Source organism: Brevundimonas sp. (genome assembly GCF_030656255.1).
In the GTDB taxonomy this organism is placed as follows: domain Bacteria; phylum Pseudomonadota; class Alphaproteobacteria; order Caulobacterales; family Caulobacteraceae; genus Brevundimonas.
Map to the genome: position 1 here is coordinate 36,925 of NZ_JAUSOE010000077.1, position 15,401 is coordinate 52,325.

Below are 15,401 nucleotides of genomic sequence, written 5' to 3' on the forward strand. Positions count from 1 at the left end.
GCCGCTGTCCGCTCTGGTGTAGAAGGCCGGCCCGACCCATATGGGTCCCCATCCCTTTGTGCATGCGCGCGGCCGACCGGCCGACCGCAGATTCGTCATGAGCGTCATCCTGGAAAAGACCCCCACATCGGCCCTGGTCCTGTTCTCCGGCGGGCAGGACAGCGCGACCTGTCTGGCCTGGGCGCTGGAGCGGTTCGACCGGGTGGAGACGGTCGGCTTCGACTACGGCCAGCGCCATCTGGTCGAGATGGAGGCGCGCCAGGCTGTGCGTGCGGGGATCAAGACGGCCCTGCCGCAATGGGCCGACCGTCTGGGCGACGACCATGTGGTGGACCTGACCGGCTATGGCCGGATCGCCGAGAGCGCCCTGACCGCCGATCGCAAGATCGAGATGGATGCGCGCGGCCTGCCGACCACCTTTGTGCCGGGGCGCAACCTGATCTTCCTGGTGGCCGCGGCGGCCCTGGCGGATCGGCGCGGGCTGGAGGTGCTGGTCGGCGGCATGTGCGAGACGGACTATTCCGGCTATCCCGACTGTCGCCACGAGACCATGGAGGCCATGGCGCGCGCCCTGTCGCTGGGGCTGGACAAGCCGGTGGTGATCGACACCCCGTTGATGTGGCTGACCAAGGGGCAGACCTGGGCGCTGGCCGAGCGGATCGGCGGCGAGGCTCTGGTCGAACTGATCATCGAGGACAGCCACACCTGCTATCAGGGCGACCGGACGCATCGGCACGCCTGGGGCTATGGCTGCGGCGAATGCCCGGCGTGCGAACTGCGCGCGGCGGGGTATGAAGACTGGGGCGCATCCCAGGGCGCCAAGACGTGACCTATTCGGCCAAGGAAGTGTTTCTGACCGTCCAGGGCGAGGGCGGACAGGCGGGACGGCCGGCGGTCTTTCTGCGCTTCGCCGGCTGCAATCTTTGGAGCGGGCGCGAGCAGGATCGGGCGAGCGCCGTCTGCAGCTTCTGCGACACGGACTTCGTCGGCGTGGACGGGGACGGCGGGGGCAAGTTCGCGAGCGCCGACCTGTTGGCCCATCATGTCGCGGCGATGTGGCGGGGGCGGGCGGGGGATCCGAAACTGGTGGTCTGCACCGGCGGCGAGCCCCTGTTGCAGTTGGACCCGCCGCTGATCGCGGCCCTGCGGGCGCGGGACTTCGAGATCGCCATCGAGAGCAACGGCACCCTGGCGGCGCCGGACGGGATCGACTGGATCTGCGTCAGTCCCAAGGCCGACGCCGATCTGATCCAGGTCAAGGGGCAGGAGCTGAAGCTGGTCTATCCGCAGGCCAAGGCCCTGCCGGAGCGGTTCGAAGACCTGGATTTCGAACGGTTCTGGCTTCAGCCCATGGACGGCCCCGACCAGGCGGAGAACACCGCCGCCGCCATCGAATACTGCCTGACCCATCCCCAGTGGCGCCTGAGCGTCCAGACCCACAAGTATATCGGCGTCCGCTAATGCCCGTTTTCGAAATCACCAAACAGGCGACCTTCGACGCCGCCCACCACTTCCCCAACGAACCCGAGGGCAGCATCTATCGCCGCGTTCACGGCCATTCCTTCACGGTCGAGGCGACGATCCAGTCCGAGGTCCTGGACGCCGAGCACAACTGGGTCGCTGATCTGGGCGCGCTGGACCGGGCGCTGAAGGCGGCGGCGGAACAGCTGGATCACGGCATGCTCAACGAGCACGAGGGGCTGGAACTGCCCAGCCTGGAGAACCTGTGCCTGTGGTTCGTGAAGACCCTGAAGCCCGACTGGCCGGGGCTGTGCCGGGTGCAGGTGGCGCGGCCGACGATCAACGAGCGGTGCGTGCTGAGCCTCTAGGCGGTCAGCCACTCCACTAGCGCCGCGCTGACCGCTTCGGGCTGTTCCAGCGTCGAGGCGTGGCCGCAGTCGGGGATGATGGCGAGGCTGGCGCCCGGGATGGCGTCGGAGATTTCTTGGGCGCGATCCGGCGGGGTCAGCGGATCGCGGTCCCCGACCAGGACGAGAGTTGGAATCTTGATGTCCGCCAGGTGCGGCCGCGAGTCGATCCGCTTCGTAATCGCCGCTTCCTGGCGAATGAAACCGTCGGATCCGACATCGCGGCCCATGCGGATCTGGATGTCGATCAGGTCCTGACGGTCGCGATGGTTGGGATGAAGCAGGTTGGGCGTGACCTGGGCCAGGACCGCTTCCAGTTCGCCGTTCCGGACCCGTTCCATAAGCAGGCGTCGCGCCTCGATCTGCTCGGGCGTGTCGGCGCGGGCCGAGGTGTTAAGCAGGGCCAGTTTGATGACCCGTTCCGGCGCCTGGCGGAGAATTTCCATGGCGATATAGCCCCCCATGGAAATGCCGCCGAGCGCGAAGCGCGGCGGGGCGTCACGCAGGATGGCGGCGGCCATGGCGGCGATGGTTTCGCCCTCCAGGGTCGAGGCGACGGTGACCGGCCCTTGAGGCCACAGGGCGACGGTCTGGGAAGCGAACATTTCGGCCGTGCAGGCGAGGCCGGGGATCAGGACGGTCGGGGTCATTTGAGGACCGTAGCACGAAACCGCTTCCGGGCCGGAAGACGAGAGACTGTGGGATCAGTCGATCAGCAGGTCTTGCCCTGACGCTGGCGCTGTTCGCAGCGGCGTTGTTCGCGCTCATAGTCGCGCTGTTCGCGTTCGCGGCGGGCGCGGGTTTCCTCGTCGGAGGTGGTGACGGCGTCAAAGCCGGCGCCGACGACCGCGCCGGTAGCCTTGGCCGTGCCGCCCACCACGGCGGCGGTTCCGCCGACGACGGCGCCGACGACGCAGCCCTGGAGCATGAGGGCTGAGCCCAGAGCCATGGCCAGGCCGGTGGCGCGCAGGATGCGACGGTCGATCATTCGGATTCTCCCCTTAGGAGCGCCAGACTAGGCCCTTAATGGTGAATGGAGGCTGACGGTTCAGCCTGGGCGCTGGGGCAGCAGTTTGCGGCGCTGGCGTGACAGGGCCAGCGGGGTTCCGTCGGCGCCCCAGGCGATCGCCTCGTCCACCGTCCAGCCCAGGCCGAGGTCCAGCATCCTGAACTCGAAAAAGGCCCAGCCGTCGGGGGCGGTCTGCGGCGTCGGGTCGATCAGGATGTCGATACGCAGATCGACGGTGGTCATGGGCGCCGGGGTGGACGAAGCCGTCCAGGCCGGGGGGTAGAGGGCGTCCAGCAGATAGCAGAGCCCGACCTCGTCCAGCGGCCGACGGTCGGCCATCCGCATCCAGGTGCGTTCGATCACCGGCTTGTCCGTATTGCCGCCCAGGATGTTGGGGCCGCCGTCGAAACGGTATTCGACGTGCTGGGCGAAGTGGGGCGACATCGGCCCCTGGATGGTGGCGGCGGGGTTCAGGCTGTCCAGCGGGGGCGGCGGCAGATGAAGCGGGGTCAGGGAAGGCGTGTCGCCGTCCAGGCCATAGGTGCCGGTGGCGTGGTGGGTCATGCGGCCGTCCTGCTCGGCCTCGACCGCCGCATAGATCACATTGCGGCCGCCGCGCAGCAGGCGCGGACGAAAGGCGACCTGATCACCGAACTTGGCCGCCGACAGATACTGGACCGACAGGGTGCGCAGCGGCGCGGTCAGGGACAGGCCCTGACGCATCGACTGGGCGCACAGGGCCGCCAGCAGGCCGCCGAAGGGGAAGCCTTTCTCCGGCGCCAGGCCCGAGGGGCCGTTGGAGAAATGACCGGGAACGGGCGCTGACAGGCCGCCGTCGGCCAGGGTGTCGAAGGCCAGGGCGGCGTCGAGGGAGATCGGAGTCGTCATATGGGCCATGGGCGCGATCCTGCGTCAGGCGAAGAAGAGGCGGAAGGCTAAAAGACAGCCTTCCGCCAGTCGGGAACAAGGTCGGCGAACCGGGAGGTTCGTCAGTCCGTTGCCAAACAAGACTGACTTAGCGGGTTCGGTTTGGCAACCCTCTTGCCAAGCGGCTGACGCGAGGTCACTTTTGTCGCATGGGACGCACCGCAGACTACAGCCGCCAAAGCTGCTCCATCGCCGCCACGCTGGAGGTGATCGGCGATCCGTGGACCCTGCTGGTCATCCGCGACGCCTTCAACGGGGTGCGCCGATTCGAACAGTGGCAGGACAATCTGGGCGTGGCGCGCAACGTCCTAGCCGCACGGCTGAAAAGCCTGGTTCAGCACGGGGTGCTGGAGCCGCGCCCCTATTCCGAACGTCCGCCGCGCAATGAATATGTGCTGACCGCCAAGGGCACGGATCTGTACGGGGTGCTGGTGACCCTGCACGGCTGGGGCGTCAAACACGTCTATGGCGAGACTGACTGCGGCATCGAAATGGTTCACTCGACCTGCGGCCAGACCCTGACGCCGCGCATCGCCTGCGGCTGCTGCAACGAAATCGTCAAGCCGAGGGACATCCTGCTGACTCGTGCGGAGAACCGGCCGACGGTGGGGGACGTGATGCCGAAGGACGAGGCGGCTTAGGGATTGAGGCAGGGGGACGAAATGCGAGCGCCGACAATCGAAGATGACGGGTGGCAGCTGTTGGATGCTCAAGAACGTCATCTGGAGTTTCCGGGCAGCTTTGAAATTCCGGATGAGCGGATACGGACCGCCTTGGTTGTCGGTGACTTCGCCAAGCTGTTGTTCAGCATTGGGACAACTGGCGAAGAGGGCGATCAAGAGACCGTGGAGCGGATGTGGGTCGTCGTTTCAGAGAGAGTGGAAGGGCGATACCTCGGTCTTCTCGACAACGAACCTGAGAGCATCGCCGAGAACGACCGGCTGTGGCGCGGGGTGGAACTGCCCTTCGGGCCAGAGCATGTGATCGACGCTCAAAGGGGCGATGCGGAGAGTGTGGCCTTGAGTAAGGGCGAGCCTTTGCGTCGCTGGCCTCGCTAGGCTCAGAACGACGAAAGCCGGCCCCACCCTGCGGCGGAACCGGCTCCCGTCATCCCTTGACGCACACCACCTGACGCAGGGTGTGCACGACCTCGATCAGGTCGGTCTGGGCCGCGATGACCGCGTCGATGTCCTTATAGGCCATCGGGGTTTCGTCGATCACCTCGGCGTCCTTGCGGCATTCCACGCCCTCGGTGGCGCGGACGTGATCCTCGATCGTGAAGCGGCGCTTGGCTTCGGTCCGGCTCATGGCCCGACCTGCGCCGTGCGAGCAGGTGCAGAACGAGTCCGCATTGCCCTTGCCGCGCACGATGAAGGACTTCGCCCCCATCGAGCCGGGGATGATGCCCAGTTCGCCGTCCTTGGCCGACACAGCCCCCTTGCGGGTCAGGAAGACGTCCTTGCCGAAATGCTTCTCCTTCGAGACGTAGTTGTGGTGGCAGTTCACCGCCTCCTGCGTCGTCTCCAGATCCGGCCAGAAGGCCTTCAGCACCCCGAGCACGCTGTCCATCATCACCTCGCGGTTGGCGCGCGCGTACTTCTGCGCCCATGACACCGCCCGCACATAATCGACGAAGCCGTCCGTCCCTTCCGGGAAATAGGCCAGGTCCTGGTCGGGCAGGTTGATGTGCCAGCGGCGCATCTCGTGCTTGGCCCGTTCGATGAAATAGGTCCCGAACCGGTTGCCCACGCCGCGCGAGCCGGAGTGCAGCATCACCCACACGTCGCCCGCCTCGTCGAGGCACAGCTCGATGAAGTGGTTGCCCGTGCCCAGGGTGCCCAGATGGCCGAAGCCACGCGGGTGCGCCGCCTTGGGGTGTTTCTCGACCACCGCGTCATAGCCCGCCTTTAAATCGGCCCAGCGGGTGACGGCCGAAGCCGGCGGTTCGGCTGCCCAGGCGCCCTTGTCGTTGCGCCCGCCATTGTCTGTGCGGCCGTGCGGAACGGCCGCCTCGATGGCGGAGCGGATCGCCGACAGGTCGTCGGGCAGGTGTTCGGCGCGGATCGAGGTCCGCACCGCCATCATGCCGCAGCCGATGTCCACACCCACGGCAGCCGGGATGATGGCCCCCACGGTCGGGATAACCGACCCGACCGTCGCGCCCATGCCCCAGTGCACGTCGGGCATGACCGCGACGTGTTTGTGGATGAACGGCAGCGAGGCAACGTTCTTCAGCTGTTTCAGCGCCGCATCCTCGATGGGCACCCCCCGGGTCCACGCCTTGATCGGCGCGCCCGAGCCTTCGATCACGTCATAGCCTGACATGGCCGACGTCTCCTTCTCTGTCTGTGATCCTCCCGGACCGGACGGAGAGACGTCGCTTGCGGATACAAGAAACCCCTCCGGCCGGTGGCGGGAGGGGTTGCTGGAAAACCGAAGTCGATGACCGGTCGTTCCCTACCTACCCCTCACGCATGCGCATTCGCCCTGGACCGGCAGTCGGTCCAAGCCCTTGGGCGCATTCATGGTGACGTAGTGGGTGAACATGGGTCTCTCGTCTTCGGAGGGCGCGTTTACACTCCGAAGTTCGTCTGCACAACCCGCCGGGCGCGAGGAGTGGTCACAAGAGGCCTGTTCTCTCTCACCCCTGCGGCGTGATGAACACCGGGTTGGCGTAGAACCACAGGTCGCTCCAGGGGTCTTCGCCGGCGGGGTCGGGCGTGGGCTCCAGTTCGGCGCCGTTGGTTCCGCGGACGCGGATATAGCGGGGCGTGGTCGAGGCGGGGAGGGTGTGGCGGACGGTGATGATATCGCCGTCGCGGGTCCAGTCGGCGGCGGTGAAGCGGCGCTCGACCCGAGTGGAGGGGTTGTGGTCGGCGTCGCGGTCGGGGCGGGGGCCGGTGACGTCGCCGACGATCAGGTCCAAGCGGGTGACGGCGCTGTCCTTGCCCGAGGCGTTGGGGCCGGCGGGGTCGCGCAGGCGGATGGTGACCACGACGGGCTGGTTCGCCGGGGCCTTCAGTTCGCCGCCGATGTCCGCCGAACGGCCGCCGGATTGCGCCGTCACGTCCAGTTGGGAGATCAGGTCGCCGGTGGCGACGAAGATGCGGCCCTCGCGCAGGCCGTCCAGCACATCGGCGTGGTCGCGGCGCGCCAGGACATAGGTCTTGGAATATTCGCCGGGCCAGAAGTCGGCGCCGCCTTCGCTATAGTGGCGGTGCGAGTCCGAGGTCGAGGTGATCCACCAGCGACGGCCCTCGCCCAGCATGGAGTCCCAGAATCCGCCCAACCGCGCCGTCATCTGGTCGAACCCGCCCATGGTGGGGGCGCGGCCATAGATGCCGCGCACGCCGTCGGGCTTGATCGAGCCGTCGGGGTTCAGGGTTGCGGCCTGGTGGCCCGGCGCGCCCTCCATGCCGACCGCCACGCGCGGGGCGGTGTCGTTCCAGTCGCGCAGCTCGGCCGGGTCGTACTGGCCGTATTCGCCCAGGCCCGTCGCCGAGCGCGACGGGTGGTTGGCGATCACCACGGGCCGGTCGTTCAGCCCGTCCATGACCCGCAGGGCCTCGACCATGCGCGGCTCCTGATCGCGGGCGGGGTCGGTCGGCCAGGCCTCGCGCTTGGCGAAGCGGCTTTCGAGGTCACGCAGGGTGTCGCGCTCGGCCTCGGTGCGCGGCAGGATCAGGCTGGAATGGTCGCCGCCGGGGGTGTCGAACTCCATGCCGTAGAAGAGCAGCAGGTCCGGAATTTCGCGCCGGGCCATCAGCAGTTCGGGATAGGCCTGTTCGGCGTTCAGCTTGGAATGGTTCGGGCCGCCGTGGTCGGTGGAGACCATCCAGGACAGGCCGAAACGATGGGCCATGCGGGCGTTCTGGGGGATCGGATAGACGGCGTCGCCGGCGATGACGGCCGTGGGCGGGGCCGTGGGATCCGTTGGGTCTGGCGTATAGCCGACGCTGTAGCGGCTGTGGACGTGGTGGTCGCCGGCCAGCCAGGTCCGCGCTTCGTCCGTGGCTCCGGCTGCGGCGGGCGCGACCGGCTGGAGGCGGGCCGGATGGTGGTGATCGTGCCCTTCATGCGCAAAGGCCGGCGCGGCGACGACGGTCAGGGCGATCAGGATCGCGGCGTGAGGGCGAAGGGTCATGCGGCGGTTTCCGGCAGGGTTCGACCCCGCCTAGCGGCTCCATATGACAGACTGACGAAAAGCCGGTGCGACAGATGGCGCCCCGGACATAGTTGAGGGGGATGGATGCTGCCGCTTTCTGGCAGCAGGTCTGCTAGGATCGCGGCGTGTCCCGGTCCGAACGCCTGCTCGATCTTCTGAACGCCCTGCGGCGGCGTCGCCGGCCGGTCAGCGGTCGTGCGCTGGCCGAGGAGACGGGGGTCAGTCTACGAACCCTGTATCGCGACATCGCCAGCCTGCAGGCCCAGGGGGCGACGATCGAGGGGGAGCCGGGGGTCGGCTATGTGCTGAAGCCGGGCTTCCTGCTGCCGCCGCTGATGTTCACGCCGGAGGAGGTGGAGGCCCTGGTGCTGGGATCGCGCTGGGTGGCCGACCGGGCCGACGCGCGGATGCGCGAGGCGGCTCTGGGCGCGCTGGCGCGGATCGCGGCGGTGGTGCCGCCGGACCTGCGCGACGAGATGGAGACCTCGGCCCTGCTGGTCGTACCCGGCGCCCCGTTTCCGACCGATCTGGTCGATCCCGCCCTGCTGAGGAAGGCGATCCGCACCGAGCGGCGGTTAAGGCTGGGTTATCGCGACGAGGCGGGGGCGGCGTCGGAACGGGTGGTCTGGCCCTTCGCCCTGGTCTTCTTCGACCGGGTGCGGCTGCTGCTGGCCTGGTGCGAGCTGCGGCAGGATTTTCGCAGTTTCCGCACCGACCGGATCGTCGAGGCCGAGGTGACGGAGGCGCGTTATCCCGCCCGCCGTCAGGCCCTGCTGAAGACCTGGCGCGAGGCGCAGGAAAAACGGGGTGAGGCGGGATCATGCTGACAGGAACTGGCAGTAGTCCGGTCTAGGTTTGTTCTCGTAGAAGGCGGAGGGCGAACATGACTGACATCGACGACATTCTTCTGGCGGTGGCCGATCCCGAGGCCAGCGTCCGCTTCTATTCCGGCCTTCTGGGGCGCCGTCCCTTGATGGCCGGGCCGGACCGCGCCCTGTTCATGTTGAGCTCGGGCCGGGCGCTGGGCCTGATGCGGCGGGCCGGCGCTGAGGCGGGCGAGGGGCGCGAGCTGGAGTTTCCGCTCGACGACCCTGCCGCCGTCGAACAGGCCCATATCGACTGCTGGGACCGGGGCGCGCGCATTCTGATACCCCCGACGGAGATGGAGGCCGGGCGCGGCTTCGTGGCGCGCGACCCGGACGGCAACCGGTTGAGGGTGTTCGCAGCGGCGTGAGGCGGCGCGTGTCGAACACGCGCCGCCCAGCGATCATTTGCGCACGTACTTGTCCAGGAAGACCAGATAGGCGTCCTGGGCGGTGATGCGATTGTCGCGGCGGGTGAAGCCGTGGCCCTCATTGGGGAAGAGGACGTAGTCCACCGGCACGCCGTTGGCGCGGACGGCGGCGACCAGTTCGTCGCTCTCGACCTGAAGCACGCGCGGGTCGTTGGCGCCCTGGACGACCAGCAGGGGCTTGGTGATCCCCTCGGTATGGAACAGGGGCGAGATGCGGCGGTGGCGCTCGGCGTCGGTCGCGGGGTCGCCCATCTCGTCATACAGCGCGATGCGGTTGGCGCCCCACCAGGCGGGGATGGACTCCAGGGTGCGCACCCAGTTGGTCACGCCGAAGATGTTGACCCCGGCGGCGAAGGCGTCCGGATGGAAGGCAAGGGCGGCGGCGGTCATGTAGCCGCCGTAGGAGCCGCCCATCACCGCCACCTGGTCGTCGGCGACCCAGTCCTGCTGACGCAGCCATTCGCCGCCGGCGACGATGTCGCGCAGATCGGCCTCGCCATGTTTCTTGTCGTCCATGTGGAAGAAGGTCTTGCCATAGCCGGAGCTGCCCCGGTTGTTGGCGCCCAGGACCGCATAGCCGTGGTTCACCAGATGCTGGACCATGGCCGAATAGCCGCGCCGGGTCTGGCCGCCGGGGCCCCCGTGGACCAGGACGATGGCCGGAGCCGGATGGGCGGCCGAGGCGCCCCGGGGCTTGTAGAGGACCGCCGGGATCATCACACCGCCTTCGCCGGGGTAGCGGACGATGGTCGCCTCGACCAGGACGGCCTCGTCGATGGCGGGGTTCAGGGCGTGGGTCAGGCGGCGCGCCTGACCGGTCGTCAGGTCGGCGACGAAGATGTCAGCCGGCGAGGTGTCGGACGAGACGGTGAAGGCGATCGTCTTTTCGTCTTCGCTGAAGCGCACATTGCCGATGTCGCCGTCGGGCAGGCCGGTCAGGGCGACGGGCCGGCTCGCGGTCGTGTCCAGCAGGGTCAGTTCGGTCTTGGCGTCGGCGTTCAGGCCCGAGACCCGATAGCGGCCGCTGGGCGAATAGAAGACGAAGCTGACGTCCCAATCGGCCTGGATCAGTGGCGTCACGGCGCCGGTCGCCAGATCGTGGCGGAAGGCCTGCTGGAACTCGCCGTTCTGATCCGTGCCGATCAGGACGGCCTTGGAATCCGGCGTGAAATCATAGGCGGCGTAGGCGACATTGCCTTCATGCGGCGTCAGCAGCTTCGGCTCGCCCGGTTTGGTCAGGTCCGCCAGATAGAGGTCGTTGTTCGCGCTGGTCAGGGCCTTGTCCAGCACCAGCCAGCGGCCATCCGGCGACAGGGCGGCGGGCGAGAAACCGCCGGTGTTCTCGAACACCATCCGATGCTCATAGGTGGCGGCGTCATAGGCGATGACGTCGAAGGCGGCGGCGTCGCGACCGTTGGACATGACATAGAAGGTCTTGCCGTCGCGGCTCCAGCCTAGGAAATCGGCCTTGACCTTGTCGCCCGGCGTCAGGTCGGTGACGGTTCCATCGACGGCGCGGACGAACAGATGGCTGAGCTCGTCGCCGCCGCCGTCCTGGCTGAACAGGATGCGCGCGTCGCTCGGGAAATAGCTGACGGGATTGGCCGCGCTGGTGGTCGAGGTCGTCAGGGCGACGGGATCGCCCCCCGCAACCGGCAGGGCATAGGCGTTGAACACCCCGGTCTTGTCCGACCGGATCAGCACCGATTGGCCGTCGGGCGAAAATGCCTTGGCCCCACTGTAGGCCAGGCCATAGCTGGTGGTGTCGAAGAATTGCGCCGCCGTATAGGTGGGCGTGGCCGGCTGAACGGCGGCGGGCTGGGCCGCAGCTTCGGCGGCGAGCGCCGAGGCGGGAAGGGCGGCCATGAGGGCCAGTACGGAAACCAGGCAGGCGGCGGTGCGCATCGGAACCTCTCGTCAGGGATGATGACCGTAAGAGGCGCCAGAAGATCACGGCGGATGCAGCCTGTCTCCGATTTAATCCGGCGGCCCTAAAGCGCTTCCAGGAAGGCGACGAGGTCGGCGCGTTCCTGGGCCGTCAGTTCGCGTTTGAGCAGCAGGGGATCGGTCGTAGGGAAGAGGGGGTCGTCCTTCTGATCTGGGTCGGGGCGCGGGCGGGCGCCGCCGGCGTCATAGAAGGCGACCACGCCCTCCAGCGTCGGCAACAGGCCGTTGTGCATCCAGGGGCCGGTGCGGCTGATGTTCAGCAGGGACGGCGTGCGGAAGGCACCGACGTCGGCGGGGTCGCGGGTGACGTCGTAACGGCCCAGATCCTGGCGCGCGCGGCCATAGAAGCTGAGGCCCAGATTGTGGAATTTCTGGTCGCTGAGAAGAGGGCCGGAGTGGCAGTTGGCGCAGCCGGCCTTGGTGCGGAACAGGTGCAGGCCGCGCCGCTGTTGATCGTTCAGGGCGTCGGCGCGACCGGCGAGCAAGCGGGCGTAGGGGCTGGAGCGGGGCTCGAGAGTGCGCTGGAAGGTGGCCAGGGCCTTGGCGATCCGGTCGGTGGTGACCTCGGGCGAACCGAAGGCCTGGGCGAAGGGGGCGGCGTAGGATGGGTCGGCCGCGATGCGGGCTGTGACCACAGGCAGGTCGGCGGCCATCTCCTTGGCGTCGACGATGGGGTGCAGGCTCTGTTCCTCCAGCGTCCTGACCCGGCCGTCCCAGAACAGGCTGGTCGCCCAGGCGGCGGTGACGACCGAAGGGGCGTTGCGCCGGCCCCTCTGACGGTCATGACCGAAGGAGGTGCGGAGGCCGTCAGCGAAACCCAGTTCCCGTACATGGCAGGAGGCGCAGGCGATCTGGCCCGAGGCGGACAGTTTCGGATCGTCGAACAGGCGCTGGCCCAGGGCGGTCTTTTCCGGCGTGGTCGGATTGTCGGCCGGTTCGGGCGCGGGTGGCAGGGGGGCGAACTCCGCAAAGGTCGCGCCCTCCTGCAGGAGCGGTCGCGGCCATGTGTCCGGGCCGCCGGCGTAAGCGAGGCGAAGCTCGGCGTCGCTGGCCGGCGTCTGGACGCGCGACACCGCCGCCCCCACGCCCAGATGGAGCGCTAGGACGGCGACGACGATGGCGGCGATGTCGCGGGTCGGTTTCAACGTCTTCAGTACTTGTACTTCAGCGTGACCCAGATGTTCCGGCCCAGCTGATAGGGCTGGGTCGTCGCGGTCGCGTTGTTGTTCCGGATCGTGTCGAACAGGTTGTTGACCCGCAGGTCCAGCGTCGCCGTGCCGAATTGGCTGCGGGCGATCTCGGCCTGAAGCGACAGATTGGCGTCGATGGAGGCGTCGTACTGGACCTCGCCGTAGACGTCGTAGGCCGACCCATCGACGGTGATGTTTTCACCTGTATCCTCGACCTGCTTGAATTCGTCCTTGAAGCGGGCGTTGACGTTGGTGCGGATCCGGCCGTTCAGCCAGGTCGATCCCCAGTCGGCGTTGATGACGACGGGGGATGCGTAATCCGGGCGCTGGTTGTCGGCCAGCGCCTTCCACATCGAGACGACTTCGCCCTTGTAATAGACCAGCTCGGCAGCCGTATCCTCAAGCTCGTCATAGTACTCCATCGCCGATGTCTCGGTGTGGGAGAAGTTGCTGTTCAACGAGATCGTGTGGCGGCCGAAATTGCGCAGCCATTCGACTGATAGGCCGCGGTAGCTGGACGAGCCGTCGTTATCCACCGTCGAGACGGTGCGGCTGCGCGTTCCCGAAGTTTCGCTGACATAGGTCTCGGTCGTCTCGGTCAGGGAGAACTGATCCTTGCCTTCGCGCAGTATGCCCTTGATCCGGTATTCGCCGCCCAGCAGGGCCCCGCTCACTGCCGCCGTCAGCTCGTCGGAGTAGGGCGTCTTCAGATCGGAGTCCGAATATCGAGCCGACGACGTGTGGGAATACAAGGTCCAGTCGCCGTAAATGCCGCCTGAAGCGGTGCGGCGATAGGTGTAGTTGTCCGGGGCGTTCTCACGAAGGGCGTAACCCAGGAAGCCGCGGCTGTAGTAGCGGTTCAGACCGACCGTCGCGGTCATGCCGAACCAGGGCAGGTCGTGGGCGACGGACAGGCGCGGCGAGAAGTCGTGGTTGCCCAGGAAGGTCTCGTGATCGTAGCGGAGACCGGCCCGGACATCGAAGCCGCGCCAGTCGAAGTCGTAATTGCCCCAGAGGCTGTAGGTCTGCAGATCCGCCTCGGTCTGGTAGGCCTTGTAGATCGAGTACTGCGTCAGGACGTAGGAGCCGGGTACGCAGGTGAGGGCCGCCGCTTCTTCCGGGTAAAGGCATCTGATCGCCGAACTGACCGTGCTGCGCGAATAGGCGTAGTTGTCCTGAGGCCGGTTCTTTTCCGCTGTCGTATGGGTGAAGTCGAAGCCTGCTGTCAGCTTGCCGCCGGCCAGGGGCTGCGACCAGGTGGTCTTAAGGCCGTAGTCCTGCTGCGACTGTTCCAGATCGCCGAAACTGCCCATGGTGCAGTTGGTGCTGGTGCACCAATCGACGCTGGCGACGGACGAGGGAAGGCTGAGATTTATGGCGGGGGCGTCGCGGTCGTTGTCGGAGTCGGCGTAGGTCAGTTGGACGCTCCAGTCGGCGATCCCATGCTTGCCACGTAGGCGCAGGTTGGAGGCCAGGCCGCCGCCGTGCTGGTACATTTGGTTGTCTATCCCGTTGCCCGAAGCGTTCATGCTCTCGTAGGGGCTCCAGGTGATCTGGCCGTCCAGCGTCAGGTCCGCCGCCAGGTCGTACTCTCCCTTCAGCAGGAAGTTCTCGCTCTTGCTGGTTTGGCCGAACGGTCCGCCGCCGTAGGTGTCGCCGCGATAGTAGGTGACCGTGGCCTCTGAGTAGTTGTAGCCGCCGATCAGACGCAGGCGATCATTCACCGGCAGATCGACGGTGAAGCCGTAGCGCGACTTGTCGTAGTCGGGCTTGTCGGGATAGACGCCTTTCAGCTCGGCGCGCACGGCGTCGGTCATCCGGTAGCTGGCCATGTCCGTCTGGGTGAAGCCGTAATAGGCCGTCGCGCCATAGGTATGGGCCGGGGCGCGGGTCTTGATATCGACCACCCCGCCCAGGAAGCCGCCGTACTCCGCCGAAACGTTCGAATCGATCAGCTTGATCTCGCCGACCAAGCTGGAATCGACCCAGATGGACTGGGCCGAAGCCGCGCCGGCGACTTCGTCATAGTGCTGGGCGTTGGTGTTGAAGCTGTCGAGGCGCGAGTTCACGCCGACGCCGTCCAGGACGAAGAGATTGTCCAGATAGCTGGACCCGGAGATCGAGATGCGCGAGGGCCGCAGGTCCTGAAGGCTCTCGTCGTCAGCCATGCCTTCGTCGGCGCTGAACTGGACGGTTGGGGCCAGCTTCAGAAGTTGGTTGGCGTCGCCCGAGCCGGGGGCGCGGTCCTGGACCGATTCGCCGCTGAAGATCGTCGTGCCGGAATCGACGGCGGAGCCGAAACTGTAGGCGGTGGAGGCCGTGGACTCGTCAGTGACAACCACGGTGGGAATGGCTTCGTCGGTTTGGGGCGTGGTTTGGGCTTGAGCGGCGCCGGCCAACAGAAGCGCCGCCGCGCTGGCGGAAGAGACGAGTGCGATACGCATGGTGGTGACCCCAAACCCTGAATGAAGGGTGGGCGGATTAAGCTGAACATTAGTTATATGCAACTGATTCTCAGTTGCGTTATCAACAATCCGGTTCTATTCGGTCGCGCATGCCGTTCGAGTTTATTTCCCCACTCGCCAAGGCGGGGACCGGAGCGGTCGTCGCCGTTGTCCAGATGGGCCTATTGGCCCTACTGACCGTAGACGCCGCACGCGCGCCTGCGCCGGACCAGGGCGGGGCGCCGGTGATCGAGCTGACGCTGACGCCGCGTGCGGCCTTTGACAGCGTCAACGGATCGACGGATTCGACGGCGGCCAAGGCTGAAGACGCCGCCGAAACAGCGCGGAAGCCGACGCTCAAGACCGCGCCGACTCCACCGGAGGCGCGGGTGACGCCGACCCCGTTCCCTGCGCTGGAGACGACGCCCATCGCCCTGGCGTCTGTCGCCTCGGCGCCGCTCGCGACGATCCAGACTGAAGGGACGGGCAGGGGGGAGGCGGGCGCGGACGGCGCGCGGGAATCGCGGCGGGGTATGACGGGGGGCGGCGCGGCGGCG

The 15,401-nt window shown here is 67.2% G+C and carries 16 protein-coding genes; 8 read left to right on the forward strand and 8 right to left on the reverse strand.

Features of this window, described 5'->3' with window-relative positions; genetic code table 11:
• The first annotated feature begins 97 nt into the window (after window positions 1-97).
• The 3 genes from queC to Q7J26_RS08200 are packed head-to-tail and all read left to right on the forward strand — an operon-like array spanning window position 98 to window position 1,829.
• Window positions 98-829 (forward strand): 7-cyano-7-deazaguanine synthase QueC, encoded by a 732-nt coding sequence (queC, locus tag Q7J26_RS08190; protein ID WP_304935972.1) that lies wholly within the window; start codon window positions 98-100, stop codon window positions 827-829.
• Entirely contained in the window at window positions 826-1,461 is a 636-nt protein-coding gene (gene queE, locus Q7J26_RS08195; protein WP_304935973.1) for a 7-carboxy-7-deazaguanine synthase, read from the forward strand. Before queC ends, queE begins: the two co-directional genes overlap by 4 nt.
• A complete protein-coding gene (locus tag Q7J26_RS08200; protein WP_304935974.1) occupies window positions 1,461-1,829 on the forward strand; it encodes a 6-carboxytetrahydropterin synthase in 369 nt (122 codons plus the stop codon). The genes queE and Q7J26_RS08200 overlap by 1 nt, the downstream gene beginning before the upstream one ends.
• Here Q7J26_RS08200 and Q7J26_RS08205 read toward each other — a convergent pair.
• From Q7J26_RS08205 to Q7J26_RS08215, 3 genes are all read right to left on the reverse strand, one after another.
• Complete coding sequence (locus tag Q7J26_RS08205) at window positions 1,826-2,518, reverse strand: alpha/beta fold hydrolase (RefSeq protein ID WP_304935975.1); 693 nt, start codon at window positions 2,516-2,518, stop codon at window positions 1,826-1,828. The genes Q7J26_RS08200 and Q7J26_RS08205 overlap by 4 nt on opposite strands.
• Window positions 2,519-2,580: 62 nt before the next feature.
• On the reverse strand, window positions 2,581-2,856 hold the full coding sequence (locus Q7J26_RS08210; RefSeq protein WP_304935976.1) for a hypothetical protein: 276 nt from the start codon (window positions 2,854-2,856) through the stop codon (window positions 2,581-2,583).
• Between the two features lie 60 nt (window positions 2,857-2,916).
• Window positions 2,917-3,774 (reverse strand): thioesterase family protein, encoded by an 858-nt coding sequence (locus tag Q7J26_RS08215; RefSeq protein ID WP_304935977.1) that lies wholly within the window; start codon window positions 3,772-3,774, stop codon window positions 2,917-2,919.
• Between the two features lie 179 nt (window positions 3,775-3,953).
• On the opposite strand from Q7J26_RS08215, the gene Q7J26_RS08220 reads away from it, so the two are divergent.
• Window positions 3,954-4,445, forward strand: a complete 492-nt coding sequence (locus Q7J26_RS08220; RefSeq protein WP_304935978.1) for a helix-turn-helix domain-containing protein — start codon at window positions 3,954-3,956, stop codon at window positions 4,443-4,445.
• A gap of 21 nt (window positions 4,446-4,466) precedes the next feature.
• The gene (locus Q7J26_RS08225) at window positions 4,467-4,862 is read left to right on the forward strand and encodes a hypothetical protein (RefSeq protein ID WP_304935979.1); all 396 of its coding nucleotides are present in this window, start codon (window positions 4,467-4,469) and stop codon (window positions 4,860-4,862) included.
• A gap of 49 nt (window positions 4,863-4,911) precedes the next feature.
• Here the strand turns inward: Q7J26_RS08225 and Q7J26_RS08230 are convergent, their stop codons facing one another.
• Together Q7J26_RS08230 and Q7J26_RS08235 are read right to left on the reverse strand one after the other, a co-directional pair.
• Complete coding sequence (locus Q7J26_RS08230; RefSeq protein ID WP_008262927.1) at window positions 4,912-6,129, reverse strand: RtcB family protein; 1,218 nt, start codon at window positions 6,127-6,129, stop codon at window positions 4,912-4,914.
• Between the two features lie 316 nt (window positions 6,130-6,445).
• Entirely contained in the window at window positions 6,446-7,948 is a 1,503-nt protein-coding gene (locus tag Q7J26_RS08235) for a phosphoesterase (protein WP_304935980.1), read from the reverse strand.
• Between the two features lie 146 nt (window positions 7,949-8,094).
• On the opposite strand from Q7J26_RS08235, the gene Q7J26_RS08240 reads away from it, so the two are divergent.
• The gene (locus tag Q7J26_RS08240; RefSeq protein ID WP_304935981.1) at window positions 8,095-8,796 is read left to right on the forward strand and encodes a YafY family protein; all 702 of its coding nucleotides are present in this window, start codon (window positions 8,095-8,097) and stop codon (window positions 8,794-8,796) included.
• A 56-nt stretch (window positions 8,797-8,852) separates the two neighbouring features.
• Entirely contained in the window at window positions 8,853-9,203 is a 351-nt protein-coding gene (locus Q7J26_RS08245) for a VOC family protein (RefSeq protein ID WP_304935982.1), read from the forward strand.
• A gap of 33 nt (window positions 9,204-9,236) precedes the next feature.
• Here Q7J26_RS08245 and Q7J26_RS08250 read toward each other — a convergent pair whose 3' ends face one another.
• From Q7J26_RS08250 to Q7J26_RS08260, 3 genes are all read right to left on the reverse strand, one after another.
• Window positions 9,237-11,168: a S9 family peptidase gene (locus Q7J26_RS08250; protein WP_304935983.1), complete on the reverse strand. Its 1,932-nt coding sequence runs from the start codon at window positions 11,166-11,168 to the stop codon at window positions 9,237-9,239.
• An 86-nt stretch (window positions 11,169-11,254) separates the two neighbouring features.
• Window positions 11,255-12,355 (reverse strand): cytochrome-c peroxidase, encoded by a 1,101-nt coding sequence (locus Q7J26_RS08255; RefSeq protein ID WP_304935984.1) that lies wholly within the window; start codon window positions 12,353-12,355, stop codon window positions 11,255-11,257.
• Between the two features lie 5 nt (window positions 12,356-12,360).
• Entirely contained in the window at window positions 12,361-14,844 is a 2,484-nt protein-coding gene (locus Q7J26_RS08260; RefSeq protein WP_304935985.1) for a TonB-dependent siderophore receptor, read from the reverse strand.
• A 185-nt stretch (window positions 14,845-15,029) separates the two neighbouring features.
• On the opposite strand from Q7J26_RS08260, the gene Q7J26_RS08265 reads away from it, so the two are divergent.
• Window positions 15,030-15,401, forward strand: a 372-nt coding sequence (locus tag Q7J26_RS08265) for a hypothetical protein (protein WP_304935986.1), incomplete at its 3' end; no start/stop codon positions are given.

Coding starts and splice junctions, on each gene's coding strand:
- Q7J26_RS08250 (WP_304935983.1), bottom strand. CDS start 11,168: ATGCGCACCGCCGCCTGCCTGGTTTCCGTACTGGCCCTCATGGCCGCC.
- Q7J26_RS08245 (WP_304935982.1), top strand. CDS start 8,853: ATGACTGACATCGACGACATTCTTCTGGCGGTGGCCGATCCCGAGGCC.
- queC (WP_304935972.1), top strand. CDS start 98: ATGAGCGTCATCCTGGAAAAGACCCCCACATCGGCCCTGGTCCTGTTC.
- Q7J26_RS08210 (WP_304935976.1), bottom strand. CDS start 2,856: ATGATCGACCGTCGCATCCTGCGCGCCACCGGCCTGGCCATGGCTCTG.
- Q7J26_RS08200 (WP_304935974.1), top strand. CDS start 1,461: ATGCCCGTTTTCGAAATCACCAAACAGGCGACCTTCGACGCCGCCCAC.
- Q7J26_RS08235 (WP_304935980.1), bottom strand. CDS start 7,948: ATGACCCTTCGCCCTCACGCCGCGATCCTGATCGCCCTGACCGTCGTC.
- Q7J26_RS08225 (WP_304935979.1), top strand. CDS start 4,467: ATGCGAGCGCCGACAATCGAAGATGACGGGTGGCAGCTGTTGGATGCT.
- Q7J26_RS08260 (WP_304935985.1), bottom strand. CDS start 14,844: ATGCGTATCGCACTCGTCTCTTCCGCCAGCGCGGCGGCGCTTCTGTTG.
- Q7J26_RS08230 (WP_008262927.1), bottom strand. CDS start 6,129: ATGTCAGGCTATGACGTGATCGAAGGCTCGGGCGCGCCGATCAAGGCG.
- Q7J26_RS08215 (WP_304935977.1), bottom strand. CDS start 3,774: ATGGCCCATATGACGACTCCGATCTCCCTCGACGCCGCCCTGGCCTTC.
- Q7J26_RS08205 (WP_304935975.1), bottom strand. CDS start 2,518: ATGACCCCGACCGTCCTGATCCCCGGCCTCGCCTGCACGGCCGAAATG.
- Q7J26_RS08220 (WP_304935978.1), top strand. CDS start 3,954: ATGGGACGCACCGCAGACTACAGCCGCCAAAGCTGCTCCATCGCCGCC.